Consider the following 21,006-nt stretch of genomic DNA (forward strand, 5'->3'; position numbering starts at 1 on the left):
GGGCTGCCGGGGCCGCCGGGGGCGCGCCTTCGACCGCCGGGGGCGCGCCTTCCTGACCCTCTTTGAATTTCGAGGAGCCGTGACACACCTGGATCAGGGTGTGTCGCGGCTTTTTTCGTGCCAAAGAAGGTCAGGACGGCCCGGGCTTTGGTGGAGTCTGCTGCTGGATCACGACGGCGGCACCCACCCGGGCGCGTATCTTGCGGGGGCGAAGCGGCCGACTTCCCGGTGCCGCAACACGGTCAAGACCTCGTTGACCATCTCTTCAGGACGGTGGACCACGTCCTGGTAGAAGTAGTGCAACGACAAGAGCCCACCCTTCACACTGGCGTTGTCCCGGTACCGGTCCTTCTTGACCTGCCGCGGCTCCAGATGCGTATGGCCGTCGAGTTCCACTACAAGGCACTCGTTGATCAAGCAGTCCACCTCCCCCACCCCCGCCAGTTCCACATGCATCCGGACCCGGAGACCCGCCCGGACAAAGTGCGTGTGTGCGAGCACTTCCAGCAAGGAATCAGCCCTGGGCAGCACAAGATCCAGCGCAGCCCTCGCTGCTCCGTTGCGGTTGCCTTGCAGTTTCGTCTTAAGGAAGTCTGCGGTGATCAACCCGCGGCTAACTGCGGACTGGACAATTACCAAGGATTCCAGTTCGGGTCGGCATCTCAGGGCGTGGATAAGGACATCAGCTAGGCCGGCCACAGGAAGGTACGGATGCCCCGGGTGGCTACATCGGGCGTGGTCCACCACACCGTCCCGGACTAGGCCGCTACCGCAGCTGAGATGGATGGCCTCGGGTTTCCGGGAACTCCCCAGTCCTTGGACGCCTCCTGGCTCCTGCAGCTGCCACAAATTGTAGAAACGAACAGCCGAAACGCAGGTCAAGACGCCATTCGCCGCTAGCGCAGCAACGATGCCTGGATCGGCGCCCTCAATCGTGTAGATCCCACGGCGCAACAGGTTGAGCGTTCCGTTGCGGAGCCCTTGGGCCAACGCCGACTTGGGAAAGCCCGCTCTAAGCAGTTGCGCAGTCCGGGCCGCACCGCCCCGCCTCTGGAGGAATTGCACTATATCCATGCGGCCACTCCAGCAGCATCGCTCAGGCGACAGTAGCTCCGGGTTCCCCTATGTGGACAACTTTGCTGGCCCTTCCTGACCTTCTTTGGGTCCATAAACTGCCGGACACACCCCTTCTCAGGCGTGTCGGGGCCATTTTGAATTCAAAGAAGGTCAGGACGGCGCGCAGAATTCCCCGAAAACTCCGAAAAACCCTTTGACCGGGAAAGTTGCACCCGTGACAAAGTTGTCATATGCTGTAACCGGATTCACTAAATGCCTCCGGTGGATCTGATGCGAACGGAGATTATGGTCCCGGTTCGTTGCAGCGCGTGACTCGTAGCGTTGCAAGGAACCGGGGCCATTGCATTTAAGCCCAGCCCCCGCCGGCCCGACCCAACTGAATCGCAGTTGTTGTCGTTATAACGGCTCAAAACGACAACAACTGCGAGTCAGTTGGGTCTGCGACGAAGGAAAAGGGGCGAGAACGACGGCACCCTCTGCAGGGCTGCCCACGCCGCCAGGGACTAGCTGGCGCGCTCCACTACAGCGTGTGCGAAGTTGGTCAGCGACTCCTTGACCACGCCTTCGGGCAACGGCTTCAAGGCTTCGATGGCTTCAGCGGACCATTGGCGCGCGATCACCCAGGATTCCGCGGTGACAGGATGCTCGCGGAGCCCCGCGACGGCCAGGGCCAGGGCTTCATCGGAGGACAGGTCGCCGTCAACCAGCTTCAAGAGTTCGACGGCGGAGTGGTCACCGTTGTCGGCGGCCTTGCGGAGCAGGAGGACGGGCAGCGTGGGAACGCCTTCCCGGAGGTCTGTGCCCGGAGACTTGCCGGACTTAACCTTGACGCCGGTCACGTCGATGACGTCATCGGCTAGTTGGAAGGCCACGCCGACCTTCTCGCCGTACTCCACGAGCACGTCTTCGAAGGCTTCGTCGGCGCCGGCAAAGATGGCACCCAGCTGGCCCGAGGCGGCAACCAGGGAACCGGTCTTGTCGGCGATGACGGAGAGGTAGTGCTCCACCGCGTCCTCGCCTTCGCGTGGGCCCACGGTTTCGTGCAGTTGCCCGAGGCACAAGCGTTCGAAGGTGCGGGCCTGGATCCCCAGGGCACGCGAACCGAGCTCTGACACCAGGATCGAGGCGCGGGCAAAGATCAGGTCACCCGTGAGGATGGCTACCGAGTTGCCCCAGACTTCGTGCGCCGTGGGGGCACCGCGGCGGTAGGGCGCGGAGTCCATCACGTCGTCGTGATAGAGGGTGGCGAGGTGGGTCAGTTCAACCACGACGGCGGCCTGGACCACTTCCGGACGGGAGGCGTCACCGAGGTGGGCACACAGGAGAGTCAACAGCGGGCGGATGCGCTTGCCGCCGGCTTCCACCAGGTGACGCGACGTTGCGTCAGCCAGGGGATCCGAGTTGGCGATTGCTTCGCGGAGCTTCTTTTCCACGCGGGCAAGGTTGGTGGTGATGGCAGGACCCAGCTCCACGTCCTTGGCGATAGCCGCAAAACCGGCAGGAAGCTGCAGGCCAGTGGCGATCGCGGTAGTGGTGGGAGCGGGTTCGACAGCATCCGGCAAGCCGTGCCCGGCGTGCGTCCAGCTGTGTTCAGCAGAGTGAGTCACGGGTTAACCCTAACTTTTCGCGGAGGAAAGCGTTGATTCGGTGCCGGTACGGGTGGAAGCGGCGGTGGACGTGGTGTTGGAGGTGGCCGGGACCAGCATCTCGAGGACGCGGATGGCGCGGTCCTCGAAACCCTTGGCGGACGTATCCGTGAGGTTGGCGAGCATCCGCACCACAAAGCGCATAAGAACCGGAATGGGCATGCCGGTCCGTAGTGCGAGTTTCATGACGGCGGGCTTACCAATGAGGGCGGCAAAGACACGGCCCAGGGTGAAGTGTGAACCCCACTGGTCCCGCACGTAGTCCGCGTACCGCGAAAGGTGCGCGTCGGCGTCGTCGGCTGTCCACCGGGCTGAACGCGAGCGGACGGACGCATCAACAAGAAACTCGGCCGCAAATCGGGCGGACTCCATGGCGTAGGAAATGCCCTCGCCGTTGAATGGTGAAACCATGCCGCCGGCGTCGCCCAGGAGCATGAGCCCCGGCGAGTAGTGCGGCGTGCGGTTGAAGCCCATCGGCAGCGCGGCGCCGCGGATCTCCCCCACTTGGTTTTCGGGCGTGAAACCCCACTCGGACGGCATGCCGGCGGTCCATTCGCGCAGGACCTGCTTGTAGTCGAGCTTGCCGAATTCCTTGGAGGAGTTCAGGATGCCCAGGCCGACGTTGGACGTGCCGTCCCCGACGCCGAAAACCCAGCCGTAACCGGGCAGCGGCTTTCCGGACTTGCCCGGAAGCTCAAGCCAGCCTTCCATCCAGTCGTCGTCGTGTCGGGGCGAGGTGAAGTAGGTGCGGACGGCGACGCCGAGCGGACGGTCGTCGCGTTTGTGCATGCCAAGCGAAACGGCGGTCCGCGTCGAGTTGCCGTCCGCGGCGAGCACGACGTCGGCATGGAAGTCGCGCGTTTCGCCCGTCTTGCGTCCGGACTCGTCGAGCAGCGCGGCGCGCGCGCCGATCACCCGCCCGGCGTCGTCGCGCAGTGCTTCGGTGACGCTGTGGCGTTCAAGGACGACGGCGCCGGCCGACTGGGCGTGCAGGGCCAGTTCCTCGTCGAATCCGAGGCGCGTGCGGATGAGTCCGTAGGTGGGAAAGTCGGCGACCTCGGGCCACGGCAATTCAATGGTGCGGCCGCCGGCGATGAGCCTGAGCCCCTTGTTGCGGCGCCACCCCTCGTCCTCGGCATGCGGGAGGCCGAGCTTCTGGATTTCGCGTACGGCGCGCGGAGTGAGGCCGTCGCCGCAGACTTTCTCACGCGGGAAGCTGGTCTTTTCCAGCACGGTCACGGAAATGCCCGCCCGGGCAAGGTAGTACGCGGCGGTGGACCCGGCTGGCCCTGCGCCGACTATCAGTACGTTCACAGCGTCCTTGTTAATAGGCCGGTTAGCGGGACTGATCGCCGGCTTGGCGGCGCGGCTTGATCTGGCGGCGCAGCTTGGCCACGGGAACGCTTTCCCGGTGTTCGGCTCCGGGCTTCTGGGCGCGGTGCACCGCTACGATGCCGCCGCTCAGGTTGCGGTAGTTGACGTCGGTCCAGCCGGCTTCCTGCAACCACGCGGCCAGGTGGTCCTGGTCCGGCCACGCGCGGATGGACTCGGCGAGGTACACGTAGGCGTCCGGGTTGGAGGAGACCTTGGTGGCGATGGCAGGCAGTGCGCGCATGAGGTATTCGGTGTACATGGTCCGCCAAAGGGGCACGACCGGGGCGGAGAATTCCGCGATGACCAGGCGTCCACCCGGCTTGGTGACTCGGAACATCTCAGCGAGGGCCTTGTGTGGTTCGTTGACGTTGCGCAGGCCGAAGGAAATGGTGCACGCGTCGAAGGAGTTGTCCGCGAAGGGCAGCTCGGTGGCGTCCCCGGCAACGAAGTTGATGTCCGGACGGCGGCGCTTGCCCACCTTCAGCATTCCCAACGAGAAGTCGCAGGCCACGACGTCCACTCCGGCGTCCGCGTACGGTTCGCTGGACGTACCGGTACCGGCAGCCAGATCCAGGACCTTTTGGCCTACCCGAACATCCATCGCATCCACGACGACGCGGCGCCAACGCCGGGTCTGCCCCATGGACAGGACATCGTTGACGACATCGTATTTGGGGGCGACATCGTCAAACATCGTCGCAACTTCGTCCGGACGCTTTTCCAAGGATGCTCGGTTCACCCTGCAATTGTCTCAGACAAATATGGGAAGAACTTTCGGGGCACTCCGGTCCAGGCCCGGTTCGCGCGCCGGGTTCCCGTTCCAGGTTCCGTTCCGGCCAGCGCGGCTACCGTTGCGCGCGGGAGTAATGTTGTTCCATCATGACGAGTACGCTCCGCACCTTGACAGTCCCCCTCGATGTTGATTCATCCTCCGGGGGACTGCCGTCATTTCTGGTCCGGGACGATGTCCTGTGCTGGTCCCGCCGAGAGAACGGACTGGTGGGCTTTGGCGAACTCGCGCGCTTCACCGCTTCCGGACCCGATCGCTTCCTCGAGGCCGACATCTGGTGGCGCCACCTCGTCATCGAGGCCGACGTCACGGATCCCCTTGAGCTCCCCGGCACCGGCCCAGTGGCCTTTGGCTCCTTTGCCTTCTCCAAGACGTCCGACTTTGAGTCCCGCTTGATCCTTCCTGAAATCGTTGTCGGTATCCGGGATGGGCAGTCCTGGCTCACGCAGCTGACGCTCGACGACGTCGAACTCACCGAGGCGGGAGCGCTCGCCACCCTCGCGGGTTGGCTCAGCGGCGAGTCAGGGAAACGCGAGTCAGCGGCCGGTGAGCTTACGGCGGCAGGAGGCTCCGGCGTCGGGCACCCAACTAGCTCGCAGTTGTTGTCGTTTAGAGGGCCCAAAACGACAACAAGTGCGAGCCAGTTGGGGGACGGGAAGGTGACGCTGGAGAGCGGTTCACTGAGCGAGGCCGCCTGGAAGCAGGCCGTGGCCGAGGGCGTGGCGGAAATCCGCACCGGAAAGCTGGAGAAGCTGGTTCTCGCGCGCGACGTCGTGGCGACGCTGCCCGACGGCGTCAACGCCGCCAAAGTGCTCCAGCAGCTGGCCAGCCGTTACCGCGAATGCTGGACCTACGGCGTCGACGGCTTGGTGGGCGCGACGCCGGAAATGCTCATCCAGGTGGAGGGCCGCACAGCGCAGGCGCGGGTCCTGGCCGGGACGCTGGACCGTCGCGACGCCGAGGGCGTGGACGGCTCCCCTATGGAATACGCCGAACGCGTGCTGGCCGGTTCGGAGAAACAACGGCACGAGCACGAGATCGCCATCCAGTCGCTGACCACCCAGCTCGCGCCGTTCTCCGAGGCCATGAACGCCCACAGCGAACCGTTCATCCTGGAACTGCCCAATGTGTGGCACTTGGCATCGGATGTGAAGGCCGAGCTCGCCGATATCGAGGGACATGTCCCTACGTGCCTTGCGCTGATCAACGCCCTCCATCCCACCGCCGCCGTGTGTGGGACACCTACTCTGGTTGCCGGGGAACTGATCCGGGAGCTTGAGCACATGGATCGCGGGCCGTACGCGGGGCCGGTCGGATGGCTCGACGCCGCGGGGAACGGCGAGTGGGGCATCGCACTGCGCGGCGCGATCATCGAGAGTCCTACCACCGTGCGCCTCTATGCGGGCTGCGGGATCGTGGAAGGCTCTGTTCCCGACGCCGAGCTGGCCGAGACCTGGGCAAAATTCCGGCCGATGCTCGAGTCGCTGGGGATCAGCAACTAAGCCTCAAACCCGAGGATTCCGTTCGAAACCTACCCTCCCAACTGTCTGGGGTGCGAGACAATAGCCACGTTGGGGGTCTTGATTTTTTACTTGGTAGGTTATCCAATAGTAAAACTTAGTTTTCTGTGACGCACATCTCATGTTCGGCGCTACACTATGAACCGATTAGTTTCGCATCCACTGCAAAAAAAGGTAAGAAAATGCAGAAATTCCGTTCGCTCCCGGTCAGTTCGACGCTCAAGGCTGCAACCATCATCGCAATCGGCGCCTTGGCACTGACTGCCTGCACCAACGCCTCAGAGGCCGGCCCGTCGAGCGCCGCCTCGCCTTCCGGCAGTGCCAATGCAAGCTTTGACCCCAGCACCATCACCAAGGACGACACCCTCGCTGCGCTGGTCCCCGCGGCCATCAAGTCCAAGGGCACGCTGACCGTCGGCTCGGACACGACCTACGCTCCTGCGGAATTCCTCGGAACCGACGGCCAGACCCCGGTTGGTTACGACGTCGACATCGCCAAGGCAATCGGCGCCACCCTTGGTTTGAAGGTCCAGGTGCAGACCGCCGAATTCACGGGCATCCTCCCGGCCCTCGGCCCCAAGTACGATCTGGGCATCTCGTCCTTCACCATCAACCCTGAGCGTCTCGGCGCCGTTAATATGGTCAGCTACTTCAACGCCGGCACCGCGTGGGCCGTGCAGAAGGGCAACCCGAAGAAGTTCTCCCTGGATGACGTCTGCGGCAAGTCCATCGGCGTGCAGACCGGCACGGTCCAGGAAGACCCGGACCTCTCCGGCCGCAACAAGAAGTGCGCGGCTGACGGCAAGCAGCCCATCAACATCGTGACACTCAAGAACCAGACCGACGTCACCACCCGTCTCGTCAACGGCAGCATCGACGCGATGGCAGCCGACTCCCCCATCATCGGTTACGCCCTGACGCAGACCAACGGACAGCTTGAGAAGCTCGGCGATGTGTACGACGCCGCTCCCCAGGGCATCGCTGTTGCCAAGTCGGACACCGCCCTCGCCGATGTCATCCAGAAGACCCTGACCAAGCTCATGTCTGACGGTTCCTACAAGAAGATCCTCACCGGCTGGGGCAACGCCGAAGGCGCCATCACCAAGTCCGAGGTCAACCCGGCGGTCAAGTCTTGAGTATTCCCGCCACCGATAACAAATCAGGTGCACAGATGGATCATCATCAACCAGGCCACGCAGCACCAGTGCTGAACGACGCGGTGCCTGTCAGGCACCCTGGCCGTTGGATCAGCGCCATCGTCATCGTTGGCGTACTAGCACTTATGGTGCAGAGCGTGATCACGAACCACAACTTCCGTTGGGACGTTGTGGGCACCTACATCCTGGACGTGAAGGTCGTCCAGGGTGTTGGCTGGACGCTTCTCCTGACCGTAGCTTCGATGGTCATTGCCATTGTCCTGGCCATCCTGCTGGCCGTGATGCGCCAGTCCGACAACCCCGTCCTGCGCTACACGAGCTGGGTCTGGGTCTGGTTCTTCCGCGGCACCCCGGTCTACACCCAGTTGGTCTTCTGGGGCCTGATCGCCGTCCTCTACCCCAAGATCAGCGCAGGGGTGCCGTTTGGCCCCGAACTGTTCAGCGTGGACACGAGCACCGTCATTACGGCTCTTGTTGCGGCGATCCTGGGGCTAGGCCTGAACGAATCCGCCTATCTGGCGGAGATCTTCCGGGCCGGCCTGAAGTCAGTGGACAAGGGACAGACCGAAGCCGCCGAAGCCCTGGGCATGGGCAACGGCAAGATCATGTGGCGGATCATCCTGCCCCAGGCAATGCGCATCATCGTCCCGCCCACCGGCAACGAAACCATCGGCATGCTCAAGACCACCTCCCTGGTCCTGGCCGTCCCGTTCACCCTGGACCTGACCTTCGCGACCAACGCCCTGGCCAACCGGATCTACCTTCCGGTGCCGCTGCTGATCGTGGCAGCCATCTGGTACTTGGTCATCACCAGCCTCCTCATGGTCGGCCAGCACTACATCGAGGCCTACTACGGCAAGGGCGTGGACACCAACCTGGCCCCGGCCGTCATCAACCCGGCAGCCGCCAAGGCCGCTGCCGCAGTGGCACCGAGCGCCGAAGCTGAGCCGTCCTTAAAGATGGACTTCCCCGAGGAGGACGCAAAATGACGATCACCACCCAGAAACCGCTGGTGCGGATCGAAGGCCTCCACAAGTACTACGGCCAACACCATGTGCTCCGCGGCATCGACCTGACGGTCAACCAGGGCGAAGTGTCCGTTGTCATCGGCCCGTCCGGTTCGGGCAAGTCCACGATGCTCCGCTGCGTGAACCTCCTCGAAACCATCAGCGCCGGCCGCATTTCCGTTGGCGACCAGCTGATCGGCTACCGCGAAGTCAACGGCCGCCTCCACGACCTGAAGGTCAAGGAAATCGCCGCGCAACGCCGGGAAATCGGCATGGTCTTCCAGCGCTTCAACCTGTTCCCCCACAAGACCGCCCTGTACAACGTGATGGAAGCGCCCGTGCAGGTCAAGGGCAAATCCAAGGGTGATGCCAAGAAGGCCGCCCTCGAATTGTTGGACCGGGTGGGCCTGGCTGATCGAGCCAACCACTACCCGGCTCAGCTTTCCGGCGGCCAGCAGCAACGCGTCGCGATCGCCCGGGCCCTGGCCATGGAACCGGAATTGATGCTCTTCGACGAGCCGACGTCCGCCCTTGATCCCGAGCTCGTGGGCGATGTGCTCAACGTGATGAAGGACCTGGCCAAGTCCGGCATGACCATGATCGTGGTGACCCACGAGATCGGCTTTGCCCGCGAGGTCGGCGACCGCCTGACCTTCATGGACGGAGGTGTGGTGGTGGAATCCGGTGACCCCCGCGAAATCATCGCCAACCCCCAACACGCCCGCACCAAGGAATTCCTCAGCCGCGTGCTGTAGTTCCTGCTGCGACGTGCGACGCTCAAATGCCCTGACGCGGCTGGAAATCTAGCCGCGTCAGGGCATTTCCGTGTCGTCAGCCAGATTGCGCGTCGCCAGGGCCGAACATCTACGCCCCGAGGAGCACCTGGGATACTGCCGCAGCCACTGCGGCCTTGATGCGCGCGTGCAAGGGACGCAACCCAGACCGGTCCGTGCGTACCTCCACGATGCTGCGCCCCTTCAAAGGCGAGGCAAGCACTGCGGCGAGCTCCGCCGTCGTACGCACCAAGGTGTGCCCGACGCCGTATGCCGCGGCGAGCGCTGAAATGTCCACGCTGTGCGGGGTGCCGAAGAGGCGCTCGACGGCGGTGCCGTAACCGCCGTCGTCCTCCACCTTGCCGTGCTCAAGGAGACCGAAGATGCCCCCGCCGGCGTCGTTGAGGACCACGATGCGCAGGTCCGGTCCGGGTTCGCCGGCTCCGAGGAGGAGGCCGCCGGCGTCGTGCAGGAAGGTGACGTCTCCCAGGAGGAGGGTGGTTTCGCGGCCCGCGCCGAGGGCGATTCCCGTAGCCGTGGAGATAGTTCCGTCAATGCCGGCGAGGCCGCGGTTCGCGAACACCGTGGCGAGAGGCTCGGGGTCGGGCTGTCCGGCGAGGTCGACGTCGCGGATGCCGTTGGAGGAGCCCAGGACCAGCTGCCCGCGCGCGTGTTTCCAGACGACGGCTCCCACGGCGGGTCCGTTGGTCGCCAGCTCGGCCTCGAGGACGCCGTCGAGCGTGTGTTGGGCCGCAGCCCCGGCCAGGAGCCAGGCGTCGAGCCAATCATCAGAGCCGCGGCCGGCGAACCCTGCCAGTTCAGCCAGGGAATCGAAGCGTTCCTCGCGACGCCGGCCGTGTTCATACCAGGCCACCGGAACGGGCTCGTACATGGCGGCGGGGAGGTCGTTGCGGGCCAGGAGGGCGGCGACGGGCCGGGACAGCGTAGGCCGCCCGAAGACTACCACCCGCTCGATCGGCAGAGCAGACCCGGGCCCGAAGTTGTCCAGCATGAGGCGATACGGGCCGACCGCGTTGGGACCGAAGCGCGCGTTGGAGGAGGGCTCGGCGAGCAAGGGAAGGCCGTGGGCGCGGGCGAACGCCTCGGCGACCGGACCGGCGTCGTGCCCTGCCAAAACCACCGTCCGCCGCTCGGTCAGTTCAGAGGGAGCGGGGGGCATGCTCAATGGTTGGGGACCGGAATCGTAGTGGAAAACTCCGTGGCCCTTGGTGGCGGGCAGCGCCTCGCCCGGTTCGGGAACCAACGGCTCGCGGAAGGCCAGGTTGAGCTGCACTGGGCCGGGCGGCGTGTCCGCGAGGGCGCCGGTGGCCGCGTAGATGGCGGTCTCGACGGCCCGCTTCGGGTTGCTGCCCGCGGCGATGTCGACGGCGAAGCGAACGTGGTCGCCGAAGAGGTCGAGTTGGATGGTGGTCTGGTTGGCGCCGGTGCCGTGGAGCTCGGCCGGGCGGTCGGCCGAAAGGACTACGAGGGGCACGGCGGCGTGGTTGGCTTCCATGACCGCAGGCAAAAGATTCCCGACGGCGGTGCCCGAGGTGGTCAGGACGGCCGCCGGGGCTCCCGTCGACAGGGCCAAGCCCAAGGCCGTGAAACCAGCCGAACGTTCGTCGATCCTCACCAGGAGGCGGACATTCCCGGCCGCTTCGGCCTCGGCGAGCGCATACGCCATGGGTGCCGATCGCGATCCGGGAGAGACCACCACGTGCCGCACACCGCCGTCGAGCAACGCCTTGACGGCGATACGGGCAGCGGCGAGGGAGCTCAGGGAGCCTTGCGAAGTCACCGCACCAGTCTATTAGCGGCGCCTCCCTCCCGACGCTCGCTCACCTATAGGGCCAAAACCCCAAACGCTCGCTCACTCCCTTGAAGAGAGTGAGCGAGCGTCGGCCGAAAGACCCACATACGTGAGCGGGCGTCGGCCGAAAGACCCACATAGGTGAGCGGGCGTCAGCCGGTGCGTTGGTCGGGAAGGCGTCGGGAAAGGGGGGAACGGAAACCCCTAGCTGTCCTTGCGGAACACCTGCACGATCGACGGACGCGGGGCGCGGACCTGGCCGGCGGCCGGGGCGGCTCCGGCGCCCACGTAATCCGGGAAGAAGGAGTGGGGGGCGTCGAACGTCCCTTCCTCACCCGGGTGCTGCACGGCGACGAAGACGGTCCGCTCGTCGTCGTGCACGATCGGTCCGCACGTCTCGGCGTCGCGCGGCACGGCGAGGAACTGCTCAACCTTGCCGCGTTCGCTGCCATCCAGCGTGACCTTGAAGAGGCCATCCGCGTACCCGATCGACGACGGCGCGCCGTCAGTGGCGATCCACATGTAGCCTGCCGAATCGAAAGCGACGTTGTCCGGGCAGGAAATGGGCGAGACCTTGTCGGCCGGGAAGCCGGAGAAGTAGGTCGAGGAGTTCTTGGCGGGGTCTCCACAAACCATCAGGAGCGTCCAATTGAAGCGCGTAGACGTCTGGTCACCGGTTTCGGTGATTTCCACGATGTGGCCGTCCCGGTTGAGGGTGCGCGGGTTGACCTCGGTGGCGCCTTCCTTTCCAGGCTTGCCGCGGTCCGAGTTGTTGGTGCAGACCACGTAGACCTTGCCGGTGGCCAGGTTGGGTTCGACGTCTTCGCAGCGGTCCATCTTGGTGGGGCCGACCTTGTCCGCGGCCAGGCGGGTGTAGACAAGTACCTCAGGAACGGACATGCCCGGAACTGCGGAGACGCAGTCGACCACCAAGGGAAGCCACTCGCCGGAACCGTCGAAGGCGCCGTCGGAGGGAAGCGCGCCGTTGCCGGTAATCTCCGACGCCGGAGAGTCGCCGGTGAACTTGGCAACGTAGAGGTCGCCCTCGGAGAGAAGGTCCATGTTGCTCCGGCGTGCCGCGGCCGAGTCGCCGGGCATGTACTTGCCCTTGGAGACGAACTTGTAGAGGTAGTCGAAGCGCTCGTCGTCGCCCATGTACGCCACCACGTGGCCCGAGTCGGCAACTATCACGTTGGCGCCCTCGTGCTTGAAGCGGCCCATGGCGGAGTGCTTCTTGGGTGTGGAGGAGGGGTCGAACGGGTCGACTTCAACAATCCAGCCAAAGCGGTTGGACTCGTTGGCGTAGCCGGCGTTGTTGGTGTTGAAACGCGGCTCATCCAGCTCCCACTTACGGGCCGTTGCCTTGTTGGAGAGGCCGTAGCGCTTGTCGCCCGCCGAGGTGCCGGGAGCCACAAAGTAGCCGTTGAAGTTTTCCTCGCCGGAGAGGATGGTGCCCCAGGGAGTGGTGCCTCCGGAGCAGTTGCCGAGGGTGCCTTTGATCCTCCGGCCTGAGGGATCGTCGATGGTCTTCACCAAGTCCGTGCCAGCGGCGGGTCCGGTGAGTTCGTAGGTGGTGTCGGTCAGGAAACGGCGGTTGAGCGGCGCACCCTTGACGTAATTCCACGGCTTGTTCTTGTTCTTGCGCTCAAGTTCCACAACCGTGAGCCCGTGTGCGGCACGCCCGATCGCGCGCGCCTCCGCGGCCGCCAAAGTTGCCGGGAACATGATGTTCTCGTTGGTGTACTCGTGGTTGGTGAAGAGCACGGCACGGCGGTCCTTGGAATCCGGGATGGGCAGGATGTCCGTGTAGTCGTTGTTGTAGCCGAACTGTCGGGCCTGCGCTGCCGCGGTCTGGCCGTTCAGCTCGAAGGCCGGCGAGTCTGCGAAGAGCGGATCGCCCCAACGGATGATCGGCTGCCACGCGAATCCATCCGGGACGGTGAACGCGTCCACGGTGTAATCGACCGGCTTGATCGGCGCGAACTTGAGCTTGGCCTTGTCGAAGCCCGTCTTCGCCGCCGCTGACAGGCCAGCGCCGCCGGGAACGTTGCCGGAAAGGCTTCCGCCCAGCACGACGGCGAGCGCACCGACGGCGCCGAAGCCCAGGGCGGCGCGGCGGGACACGGCTGCGGAAGCGATGTCGCGGAAGTAGGCGTTGGAACTCGTATTGCACACCTCGCCCGAGCAGGCGTTGTCGCACTTCAGGGCGCACGTCACGGGGCTGCGCTTGCCCTTCGTATGGCCGAGCATGGGGAGCAAGTCGAACTTGCGCTTGGTTGATTCAGACATGGGAAATACCTCCGGGGATTGAGTGATTTCCCAACCCTTACAGCGCTATCGGAATCCGAGAGGACGCTCCGGTTAAGTTCCGGTGAATTCCCAGACTTTTCCCAGCAATCTATGCCTCAAGGAGTGCGTGCACGCGACGGAGCCGGTCCAGCCACCAGTCGCGACGTTCTGCGGGAGCCGCATACCGCTCCAGCAGCCCCTCGTCGGCGACGGCTTCGCGGACCCGGATCGCGCCGTCGTCGGGCACCAACGGATCATGCGTGATGTCCGAGGCGAACAGCCGGACAGTCCCCAGCCCGCACGCGTACGGCAGCTCCGGCAGCGCAGCCGCGAGCGCGAGCCCCGCGCGGATCCCCACCGAGGTGTCCAGCGCCGAGCTCACGACGGCGGGAAGCCCGGCTTGCGCCACGATGTCCAGCGCGCGCCGCACTCCCCCGAGCGGCGCCACCTTGACCACGATCAGGTCCGCCGCGCCCGCGCGGGCCACCTTGAGGGGATCGTCTTCCTTGCGCACGGATTCGTCGGCGGCGATGAGCACGGGCGTGCCCTGCTGCACGAGCCGCCGGCGGACTTCGGCAAGGCCCTCGATCTGCGGCACGGGCTGCTCGGCATACTCGAGCCCGACGGCGGATAGCCGCCCAAGTGCCTCCACCGCCTGCGGCACGTCCCAGCCTGCGTTCGCGTCCACCCGGATCGCGGCGTCCGGCAGGGCGTCGCGGACTGCGGTGACGCGCGCGACGTCGTCGGCCAGTTCCTGCCCGCGCTCGGCGACCTTGACCTTGACGGCGTCCACGCGGCCGAAGCGCTCCAGGACCTCTGGCACCCGGGCGGCCGGCACGGCGGGGACGGTCGCGTTGACGGGAATGGTGTCCCTCAGCGGCGGCGGAAAACCCTGCCATGCGGCTTCGACGGCGGCGGCGAGCCAGCGCGCGGCCTCGGCGTCGCCGTACTCAGGGAACGGACAAAATTCGCCCCATCCGGCCGGTCCGCGGAACAGGAGGGTCTCGCGCTCGGTGATTCCCCGGAACTTGACCCGCATCGGCAGGCTGACCACTTTTGTGGTGGCAAGGAGCTCGTCGAGGGTGGGGAACGGAGGCATGGTTTCACTGTAGCGTGGGGCGGCGCCGGGTCGGTTCCTAGGGCGTCGTGGGGCCGCCCGGCGTCGTGGGGCCGCCGGGCGTCGTGGGGCCCCCGGCGTCGTGGGCCCGCCCGGCGTCGTGGGGCCGGCGTGGCACGCGCGCCCCTCCGGACGCTCGCTCACCTTTGGGGTGTTTTCGGCCGACGCTCGCTCATGATGTGAGCGAGCGTTCGGCTGGAAGGCCATATATGTGAGCGAGCGTCGGGCTGGGGAACGCGGGGAACGTGGACCGGAACCACTCCTCACACGCGTTAGGTAGAATGCAGCAAGAATCGGAACCACAGCCGGAGGAGCCCGCATGCAGCGCAAGGCCACAGCACTCGACGTCGCCAAACGGGCGGGCGTCTCGCGGAGTGCGGTGTCGCTGGTGCTCAACGGCCGGGGAGACGGCAACGTGGCCAAGGAAAGCCAGGACCGCATCCGGCAGGCCGCAGCGGACCTGAACTACTCCCCCAACCCCATCGCCCTGAGCCTTCGGAACCAGCGAACGCGCGTGATCGGCATCGTGTCGGACGAGGTGGTGGTGAGCCCGTTCGATGGCAACATCATCGGCGGCGCCGACGACGTCGCCCGCGCCCACGGCTTCGTCACCGTCGTGATGGACACCGAGCGCGACGCCTCCCGTGACGAGAGCGCCGTCGAGACCCTGTTGGACCGGCAAGTGGACGGGCTGATGTACGTCACGGTCGGTTTGAAGCCGCTCGACGTCCCCCAGGGCATGCTGCGGGTCCCCTCTGTCCTCGCCAATTGCTACGACAGCAGCCCCGCCCCACGGCTGCACCACGTGATCCCGGACGAAGTTTCCGGCGGTCGGGAAGCCACAGAGCACCTCCTGCAGCTGGGCCATCGCGATATCGCATTCCTCGCCGGGGCCGCCACCTCACCGGCTGTGCCCCTGCGCATCGTGGGGCATCGGGAGGCCATGGCCAAGGCCGCCATCCCGGTCCGCGAAGACCGCGTGTTCATGGCCGGTTGGGACATCAACGACGGCTTCCACGGCGCCATGGGCCTGCTCTCCGCCACCGAGCGGCCGACGGCGATTGTCTGCGCGAACGATCGACTCGCCATCGGCGTCGCCCTGGCTGCGGCGCGGCTGGGCCTTTCCGTACCGCGCGACCTCTCGATTATGGGTTACGACGACGAGTTCCGCATCGCGGCCACCATGGTCCCTGCGCTCACCACCATGGCGCTTCCCTTGCGCGAAATGGGCGCGGCCGCGATGAGCATGTTGCTTGGGCAGATTGAGAACCCGGCACGGCGTCCGACGACGGGCGGCGGCGGCGGTTTCGAGGCCAACGGCGGCTTGGAAACCATGGTCCCCTGCCGTTTGGTGGTCCGTGAGTCCACCGGGCCCGTACCCGCTCTCTAGATCCGACCACTTTTGGCCGGGCCGCCGCCCGGGAATCCGCGGAAATACGGGGATCCCGGACTGCAGCACCGGCCAAAAGTGGTCAAAAGTTGAGTGCCCGACGGCGGCCTGCCGCCTATTCCGGCAGCTTCAGTTCCCAGACCTCCGCGGCCGCACCTTCGGGAAGCTCAAGGATCCATGCTTCCCCGGCCGCAGGGTAGGCGCGGAGTGTCGTGGCGACGGAACCTGTCCGATACACCTCCACCAAGGAAGCATCCACGAAGATGCGGAGTTCCTCGCCCTCGGACAACGGCCCTGCAAACACAACTTGCCGTTCCGCGCCGGAGGCCAGGACCAGCCGAACCTCACCGGCTCCAGCAACAGTCCCAGCCGTCACAACTGCCTCGGCAAACGGCGGCAAGTCAACGGCCCCGGAAGCCCCGGCCGCGAGGACAGGACCCCGGTAAGCGTCCACCTCCGGCGCCGGAGCAACCACCAATGCGCCGTCCTCAACCGAGAGGAAGCGCGGGTGGGTTAAGACGCCCGCCCAGCCTGCGGCGTCGATCTCGTCCTGCGAACGGCCACGCCGGCCATCACGACCCGGGCCTTCGTTAGCCCATCCCCACAGCAGGGCACGCGGCTCCGACTCCGAGCCGGACGAAGACGCAGAGTCCAGCTGGACAATCTGCGGAGCATAGAAGTCCCTGCCAAGGTCGGACCTGCCGCCGGAACGCGGGACGAAAACCGGCAGCCCGGTAGACGGGTCCTCGGCCAGCGAGCCGATCAGGTGGCCGACTCCGTTTGCGTGCTCGTGGTCATCCCCGGAGAGCCACAGGGAGAACATCATGACCCAGGTGTCGTCCCCGTCGGACGCCGCCTCGTCAGACGGCACACGGACCAGTTGCGGGCACTCCCAGATCTCAGCCGGCGTCTGCGCAGCCGCCACCGGGTTTTCCGTGGTCAGCCAAATGCCTTGGTACTTCCAGTCGGACATGTCCTCCACCGTGTACAGCAGCAAAGCAGCATGTCCATTGGCCAGCCCGGCGCCCTGCATGGCGTAGCGCTTGCCGTTGAAGTGGAAGATGAAGGGGTCGCGCACGGCCGTGACAAGGCCGTCGTCCGGCATGGAAGCGGCAATGTGGCCATCCTGTTCCCAGGACACCAGGTCCGCCGAGCCCCGGGAAATCACCACCTGCGAGTGACCACCATCGCCCCGCACGCCGGAGTACGCAGCGGTGGGGACACCGCCGTCGTCGGTCACTACGCCGGTCCAGCAGCCGAACTCGTCCGGCCCGCCATCCTGGGGGCGCAGCGCGACGGGGTGTTCATCCCAGTGGACCAGGTCCGGGGAGCTCACGTGGCCCCACTGGATCCGGTGGTGCCGTGCCGATTCCGGGTTGAACTGGAAGAACACGTGGTAGCGGCCGTTGATGTAGCTGACGCCGTTGGGGTCGTTGATCCAGCCGTGCGCCGGCCGCGGGTGGAAGCGCGGGAAAGCCGGGTCCGGGTGGGTGGCCGCCGCGGCGAGTGCAGGGGTGGACGAAATGAGGTCCGTCATCGAAGTCCTTTCAGGGAAGTAGAGGCTATTTGCCGGTGCCGGCGGTGAGTCCGTCACGCAAGGCGCGCTGGCCGAACATGAACACCACCAGGGCGGGAATCATGGAGAGGATCACGCCTGCCAGCACCACGGAGATGCTGCCCGTGCCCAGGTTGCCCTGCAGCGACACCAGGCCCAGCGGGAGCGTGAAGTTCTGCTCGGAGATGGTCAGGATGAGCGGGCGGAAGAACTCGTTCCAGTGGTAGTTGAAAGCCAGGATGCCGACGATCGCCATGCCCGGCATCGCCAGCGGCGCATACACGGAACGGAACGTGCGCCACGGCGAGGCGCCGTCGATCGCGGCGGCCTCGCCCAAATCACTTGGCAGCCCCAGGAAGTACTGCCGCATCAGGAAGGTGCCGAACGCCGTCGGGATCGCCGGAAGGATGAGCGCGAGGAGCGTGTCGGACAGGCCGATGCCGCGGATCAGCATGAAGACCGGAACGATCGTCACCTGCGCCGGGACCATCATGGTGGCCAGCACAATCGAGAACAGTGCCCCGCGGCCGCGGAACTTGAGGTTCGCGAACGCGTAACCGGCGAGCGCCGCCGTGAACATCTGCCCGACGGCGATCAGTCCCGTCACGAGGGCGCTGTTGAGGACCAGAAGCATGATGTTGAGCTGCTTGAAGACCTGGTCGTACGACGAGAAATCGGGGTTGAGGGGAAGGAACGACGGCGGCAGTTGGAACGATTCCGCCGGCGGCCGCAGCGAGGTGGACAGGGTCCACAGCACCGGACCGAGGATGAAAACGGACGCGATCAGGAGCAGCACGATTCGTCCCGCCATGCTCCAGTTCCGCTTCTTTCGCGGCGCGGGCCGCTGGGGAGCCAAGCGATCGACGGCGGCGCGCTGGGTTGAGGTTGTAGTCATGGCGGGCCTTACTGGTAGAAGACGAATCGTTTGCTGAGCCGGAACTGGGCGGCGGTAATGGCCATGATGATCAGCGTGAGGATGACGCCGATCGCCGAGGCCTGGCCGAACTCGAGGCGCTGGAACGCGGACTCGAAGATCACCATCACTGCGGTGCGCGTGGCGTCGCCTGGGCCGCCGCGGGTGAGGACGTAGGGCTGGTCGAACACTTGCAGGGCGTTGATGATCGCCATGACGGACGCCACCAAGGTGGTGGGGCTCAGGAGGGGCAGCGTCACGTGGAGGTGCTTGCGCCAGCCCGTGGCGCCGTCGATCGACGCGGCCTCGTACGTTTCGGTGGGGATGGACGCCAGTCCGCCGATGAACAACAGGAACGAGAACCCGAAGTTCTGCCACACGTACACGAGGATCACGACGGCGGCAGAACCGGCCGGCGTCGTCAGCCACGGGACGGCGGGGATGCCGACGAAGGACAAGAGCCAGTTGACCACGCCGAACTGTTCGTTGAACAGGTAGCGCATGAAGATGGACACCGACGCCGCGGACAGGATCAGCGGGAAGAAGAAGGCGCTGCGGAAGAAGACACGAAGCCAGGCCGGGAGCTTCTCCTGCACCATGATCGCCAGTGCTAGAGCGAGGCCGAGCTGAAGCGCGACGGCGACCACCACGAACAGGATGGTGTTCAGGAACGAGACGCGCACCGTGGGGTCCTGGACCACTTCGGCGAAGTTGTCGAACCCGACGAAACTTGGCGCCGAAATAATGTCCCAGCGGAAGAAGGCGAGGACCACCGATGCAACGATCGGCACGAGCGTGAACAGCCCCATGCCAAGGATGGTGGGAGCGAGGAACGCCCAGGGCAGCCAGCGCTGACGCTGTCTCCCGGTTGTGTCGCCCCCGGTTCCGGCGCCGTTGCGGCGCTTGGGCCCCGCGCCGTTGCGGCGTTTGGTGGACGTGCCCGTTGTTGCCGTGCTCATGCCTGCCTCCTCAAGGCGATCTCAAGGTCGCGTTGCATGGAGGCGAGGGCCTGCTTGAGCTGGTTCTCATCACCGCTGACGGCCAGGGATACGTTTTTCATCAGGGCGGTCTCGACGGCGGCCTGCTGGGGCGGTGCCGGAATGGGACCTGTGGTGGGGAATTTGTCGAGGGTGTCGTAGAAGACTTTCCAGTGCTTGGGTCCGCGTCCGGCGTACAACTGCTCGTTGACCATGGAACGGCGCGCCGGGGTGGTGTTCGGCGTCGGGAAGACCAAGCGCATGGCTTCCAGGCTGGAAGCGAACTTGAGCCACTCCCACGCCGCGTCCTTGTCCTTGGCGGTCTTCATGATGGCGTAGCCGGCAGTGCCGAACTGGTGCCGCTGGGTGCGCCACCGCGGGAAGAACTGGACGTCGAAGCCGTCTTCCTTCATTCCGGCTTCGTGGAGGCCTTCCACCCAGTAGCCGCCGGCCGGGGTCATGCCGATCCTGTTGGAGGCGAACAGCCCGACGAGTGAATTTCCGCCACCCTCCTCGGGACGAACGCCGAGGCCATCCTTGACGAGGCCGCGGAGGTAGTCGAACGATTCGTACACCCGCGGGTCATCCGCGTTGGGCTCAAGCCACTGGTAGCCGCCGGAGCGCAGCCCGCGTGACGGATCCTGGGCGTAGAAGCTGTCCCAGAGCCATTCGCCGCCGGTGGACTTGGATTCCTTGAGGAAGCTGGTGTCGTTGGCATAGAGCCAGGGCACCACGCCACCGAAGAGCCTGTTGGTCCAGTAGTACGGAGTGAAGTCCTGCGGCCTCGCTTTGCGCATCGAAGCCAAAGTGCTCCGGAAATCCACCTGGGTCCAGTTATCCGCAGGACGTTCGAGTCCGGCTTGCTGGAGCGCCGAGGTGTTGTAGTACATGTTGGCGGCGTTCCAGTCGATGGGAAGCTGGAACAGGCTGCCCTTGTACATGAACGCCTCCACGAGGCTCGGGTGGACGTCCGCGAAGTACTCCTTCATGTCCGCGGCGTCGCGGCGAAGGTACTCGTCCAAGGGGTGCGCCAGTTTCTCGGCGAAGAGCTGGGCACCTTCCGTGGCCACGTAGACCACATCCGGTGGCGTTCCTGCTGCCACCATGGTGAGGATCTTGGTGAAGAAGTCCTTCCAGTCCGCGGCCTGGATGGCCTGGACCTTCACCTTGATTTCCGGGTGCACTTTCGCGAACGCATCGATGACCCGCTGGCGGGCGGCTGCGTCCGCTGCGGTTCCCAAGATGGCGATGCTAAGGCTGTTGTCCCCGCGGCCCGGGATGTCCATGCCGGTCAACCGCGGCCACGACGCCACTGTTGCTCCGACAATTCCCGCACCCAAGGCACCAAGGGCCGTCCTGCGTGAGATCTCACGCAACTTCCCATTGCTTCCTGCCATGTCCAATTCCTTCCTAACACGTGTTAGGTAGCGTAAATCCATCACCTAACACGTGTCAAGCGTCACATTCGTGTTACGGCTCCCTCACCCGTCCCCGACGCCCGCTCACCTATGTGCCCTTTTTCCCGGACGCTCGCTCGGATACAAGGCCAAACCGGCAAACCCTCGCTCACCAACCGCGCCCAACCCCAGGCCCACAACCCCCCATATC

At 65.4% G+C, this 21,006-nt stretch carries 16 protein-coding genes; 5 read left to right on the forward strand and 11 right to left on the reverse strand.

Features of this window, described 5'->3' with window-relative positions; all coding sequences use genetic code 11:
- Positions 1–168 precede the first annotated feature (168 nt).
- The 4 genes from AC3WJU_RS20680 to AC3WJU_RS20695 all read right to left on the reverse strand — a co-directional run bounded on the left by AC3WJU_RS20680 (position 169) and on the right by AC3WJU_RS20695 (position 4,836).
- On the reverse strand, positions 169–1,074 hold the full coding sequence (locus tag AC3WJU_RS20680; RefSeq protein ID WP_059387237.1) for a DUF559 domain-containing protein: 906 nt from the start codon (positions 1,072–1,074) through the stop codon (positions 169–171).
- A gap of 506 nt (positions 1,075–1,580) precedes the next feature.
- On the reverse strand, positions 1,581–2,684 hold the full coding sequence (locus tag AC3WJU_RS20685; protein ID WP_059387239.1) for a polyprenyl synthetase family protein: 1,104 nt from the start codon (positions 2,682–2,684) through the stop codon (positions 1,581–1,583).
- Between the two features lie 9 nt (positions 2,685–2,693).
- Entirely contained in the window at positions 2,694–4,037 is a 1,344-nt protein-coding gene (locus AC3WJU_RS20690) for a geranylgeranyl reductase family protein (RefSeq protein ID WP_492260724.1), read from the reverse strand.
- A 22-nt stretch (positions 4,038–4,059) separates the two neighbouring features.
- A complete protein-coding gene (locus AC3WJU_RS20695) occupies positions 4,060–4,836 on the reverse strand; it encodes a demethylmenaquinone methyltransferase (protein ID WP_492260725.1) in 777 nt (258 codons plus the stop codon).
- A gap of 140 nt (positions 4,837–4,976) precedes the next feature.
- On the opposite strand from AC3WJU_RS20695, the gene AC3WJU_RS20700 reads away from it, so the two are divergent.
- The 4 genes from AC3WJU_RS20700 to AC3WJU_RS20715 all read left to right on the forward strand — a co-directional run bounded on the left by AC3WJU_RS20700 (position 4,977) and on the right by AC3WJU_RS20715 (position 9,326).
- Positions 4,977–6,389: an isochorismate synthase gene (locus AC3WJU_RS20700; protein WP_492260726.1), complete on the forward strand. Its 1,413-nt coding sequence runs from the start codon at positions 4,977–4,979 to the stop codon at positions 6,387–6,389.
- 200 nt (positions 6,390–6,589) lie between these two features.
- On the forward strand, positions 6,590–7,543 hold the full coding sequence (locus AC3WJU_RS20705; RefSeq protein ID WP_059387235.1) for an ABC transporter substrate-binding protein: 954 nt from the start codon (positions 6,590–6,592) through the stop codon (positions 7,541–7,543).
- 35 nt (positions 7,544–7,578) lie between these two features.
- Positions 7,579–8,553 (forward strand): amino acid ABC transporter permease, encoded by a 975-nt coding sequence (locus tag AC3WJU_RS20710; RefSeq protein ID WP_059387234.1) that lies wholly within the window; start codon positions 7,579–7,581, stop codon positions 8,551–8,553.
- Positions 8,550–9,326 (forward strand): amino acid ABC transporter ATP-binding protein, encoded by a 777-nt coding sequence (locus AC3WJU_RS20715; RefSeq protein WP_306959051.1) that lies wholly within the window; start codon positions 8,550–8,552, stop codon positions 9,324–9,326. The genes AC3WJU_RS20710 and AC3WJU_RS20715 overlap by 4 nt, the downstream gene beginning before the upstream one ends.
- 109 nt (positions 9,327–9,435) lie before the next feature.
- Here the strand turns inward: AC3WJU_RS20715 and menD are convergent, their stop codons facing one another.
- From menD to AC3WJU_RS20730, 3 genes are all read right to left on the reverse strand, one after another.
- On the reverse strand, positions 9,436–11,145 hold the full coding sequence (menD, locus tag AC3WJU_RS20720) for a 2-succinyl-5-enolpyruvyl-6-hydroxy-3-cyclohexene-1-carboxylic-acid synthase (protein ID WP_492260727.1): 1,710 nt from the start codon (positions 11,143–11,145) through the stop codon (positions 9,436–9,438).
- A gap of 216 nt (positions 11,146–11,361) precedes the next feature.
- Positions 11,362–13,446 carry a PhoX family protein gene (locus AC3WJU_RS20725; protein WP_492260728.1) on the reverse strand — a complete coding sequence of 695 codons (2,085 nt, stop codon included), beginning with the start codon at positions 13,444–13,446 and terminating at the stop codon, positions 11,362–11,364.
- A gap of 109 nt (positions 13,447–13,555) precedes the next feature.
- Positions 13,556–14,545, reverse strand: coding sequence for an o-succinylbenzoate synthase (locus AC3WJU_RS20730; RefSeq protein ID WP_492260729.1), 990 nt, complete (start codon positions 14,543–14,545; stop codon positions 13,556–13,558).
- A 337-nt stretch (positions 14,546–14,882) separates the two neighbouring features.
- Between AC3WJU_RS20730 and AC3WJU_RS20735 the strand changes: the two genes are divergently transcribed.
- The gene (locus tag AC3WJU_RS20735) at positions 14,883–15,953 is read left to right on the forward strand and encodes a LacI family DNA-binding transcriptional regulator (protein WP_492260730.1); all 1,071 of its coding nucleotides are present in this window, start codon (positions 14,883–14,885) and stop codon (positions 15,951–15,953) included.
- A gap of 115 nt (positions 15,954–16,068) precedes the next feature.
- Here the strand turns inward: AC3WJU_RS20735 and AC3WJU_RS20740 are convergent, their stop codons facing one another.
- The 4 genes from AC3WJU_RS20740 to AC3WJU_RS20755 form a co-directional block, all read right to left on the reverse strand.
- On the reverse strand, positions 16,069–17,490 hold the full coding sequence (locus AC3WJU_RS20740) for a glycoside hydrolase family 32 protein (RefSeq protein ID WP_492260731.1): 1,422 nt from the start codon (positions 17,488–17,490) through the stop codon (positions 16,069–16,071).
- Positions 17,491–17,515: 25 nt separating this feature from the next.
- Entirely contained in the window at positions 17,516–18,319 is an 804-nt protein-coding gene (locus AC3WJU_RS20745) for a carbohydrate ABC transporter permease (protein ID WP_236818659.1), read from the reverse strand.
- Positions 18,320–18,411: 92 nt separating this feature from the next.
- A complete protein-coding gene (locus AC3WJU_RS20750; protein ID WP_059387229.1) occupies positions 18,412–19,380 on the reverse strand; it encodes a carbohydrate ABC transporter permease in 969 nt (322 codons plus the stop codon).
- Positions 19,377–20,795, reverse strand: a complete 1,419-nt coding sequence (locus AC3WJU_RS20755) for an extracellular solute-binding protein (protein WP_059387228.1) — start codon at positions 20,793–20,795, stop codon at positions 19,377–19,379. The genes AC3WJU_RS20750 and AC3WJU_RS20755 overlap by 4 nt, the downstream gene beginning before the upstream one ends.
- Positions 20,796–21,006 lie beyond the last annotated feature (211 nt).

This window comes from Arthrobacter sp. FW306-1B-F12A, assembly GCF_058781865.1.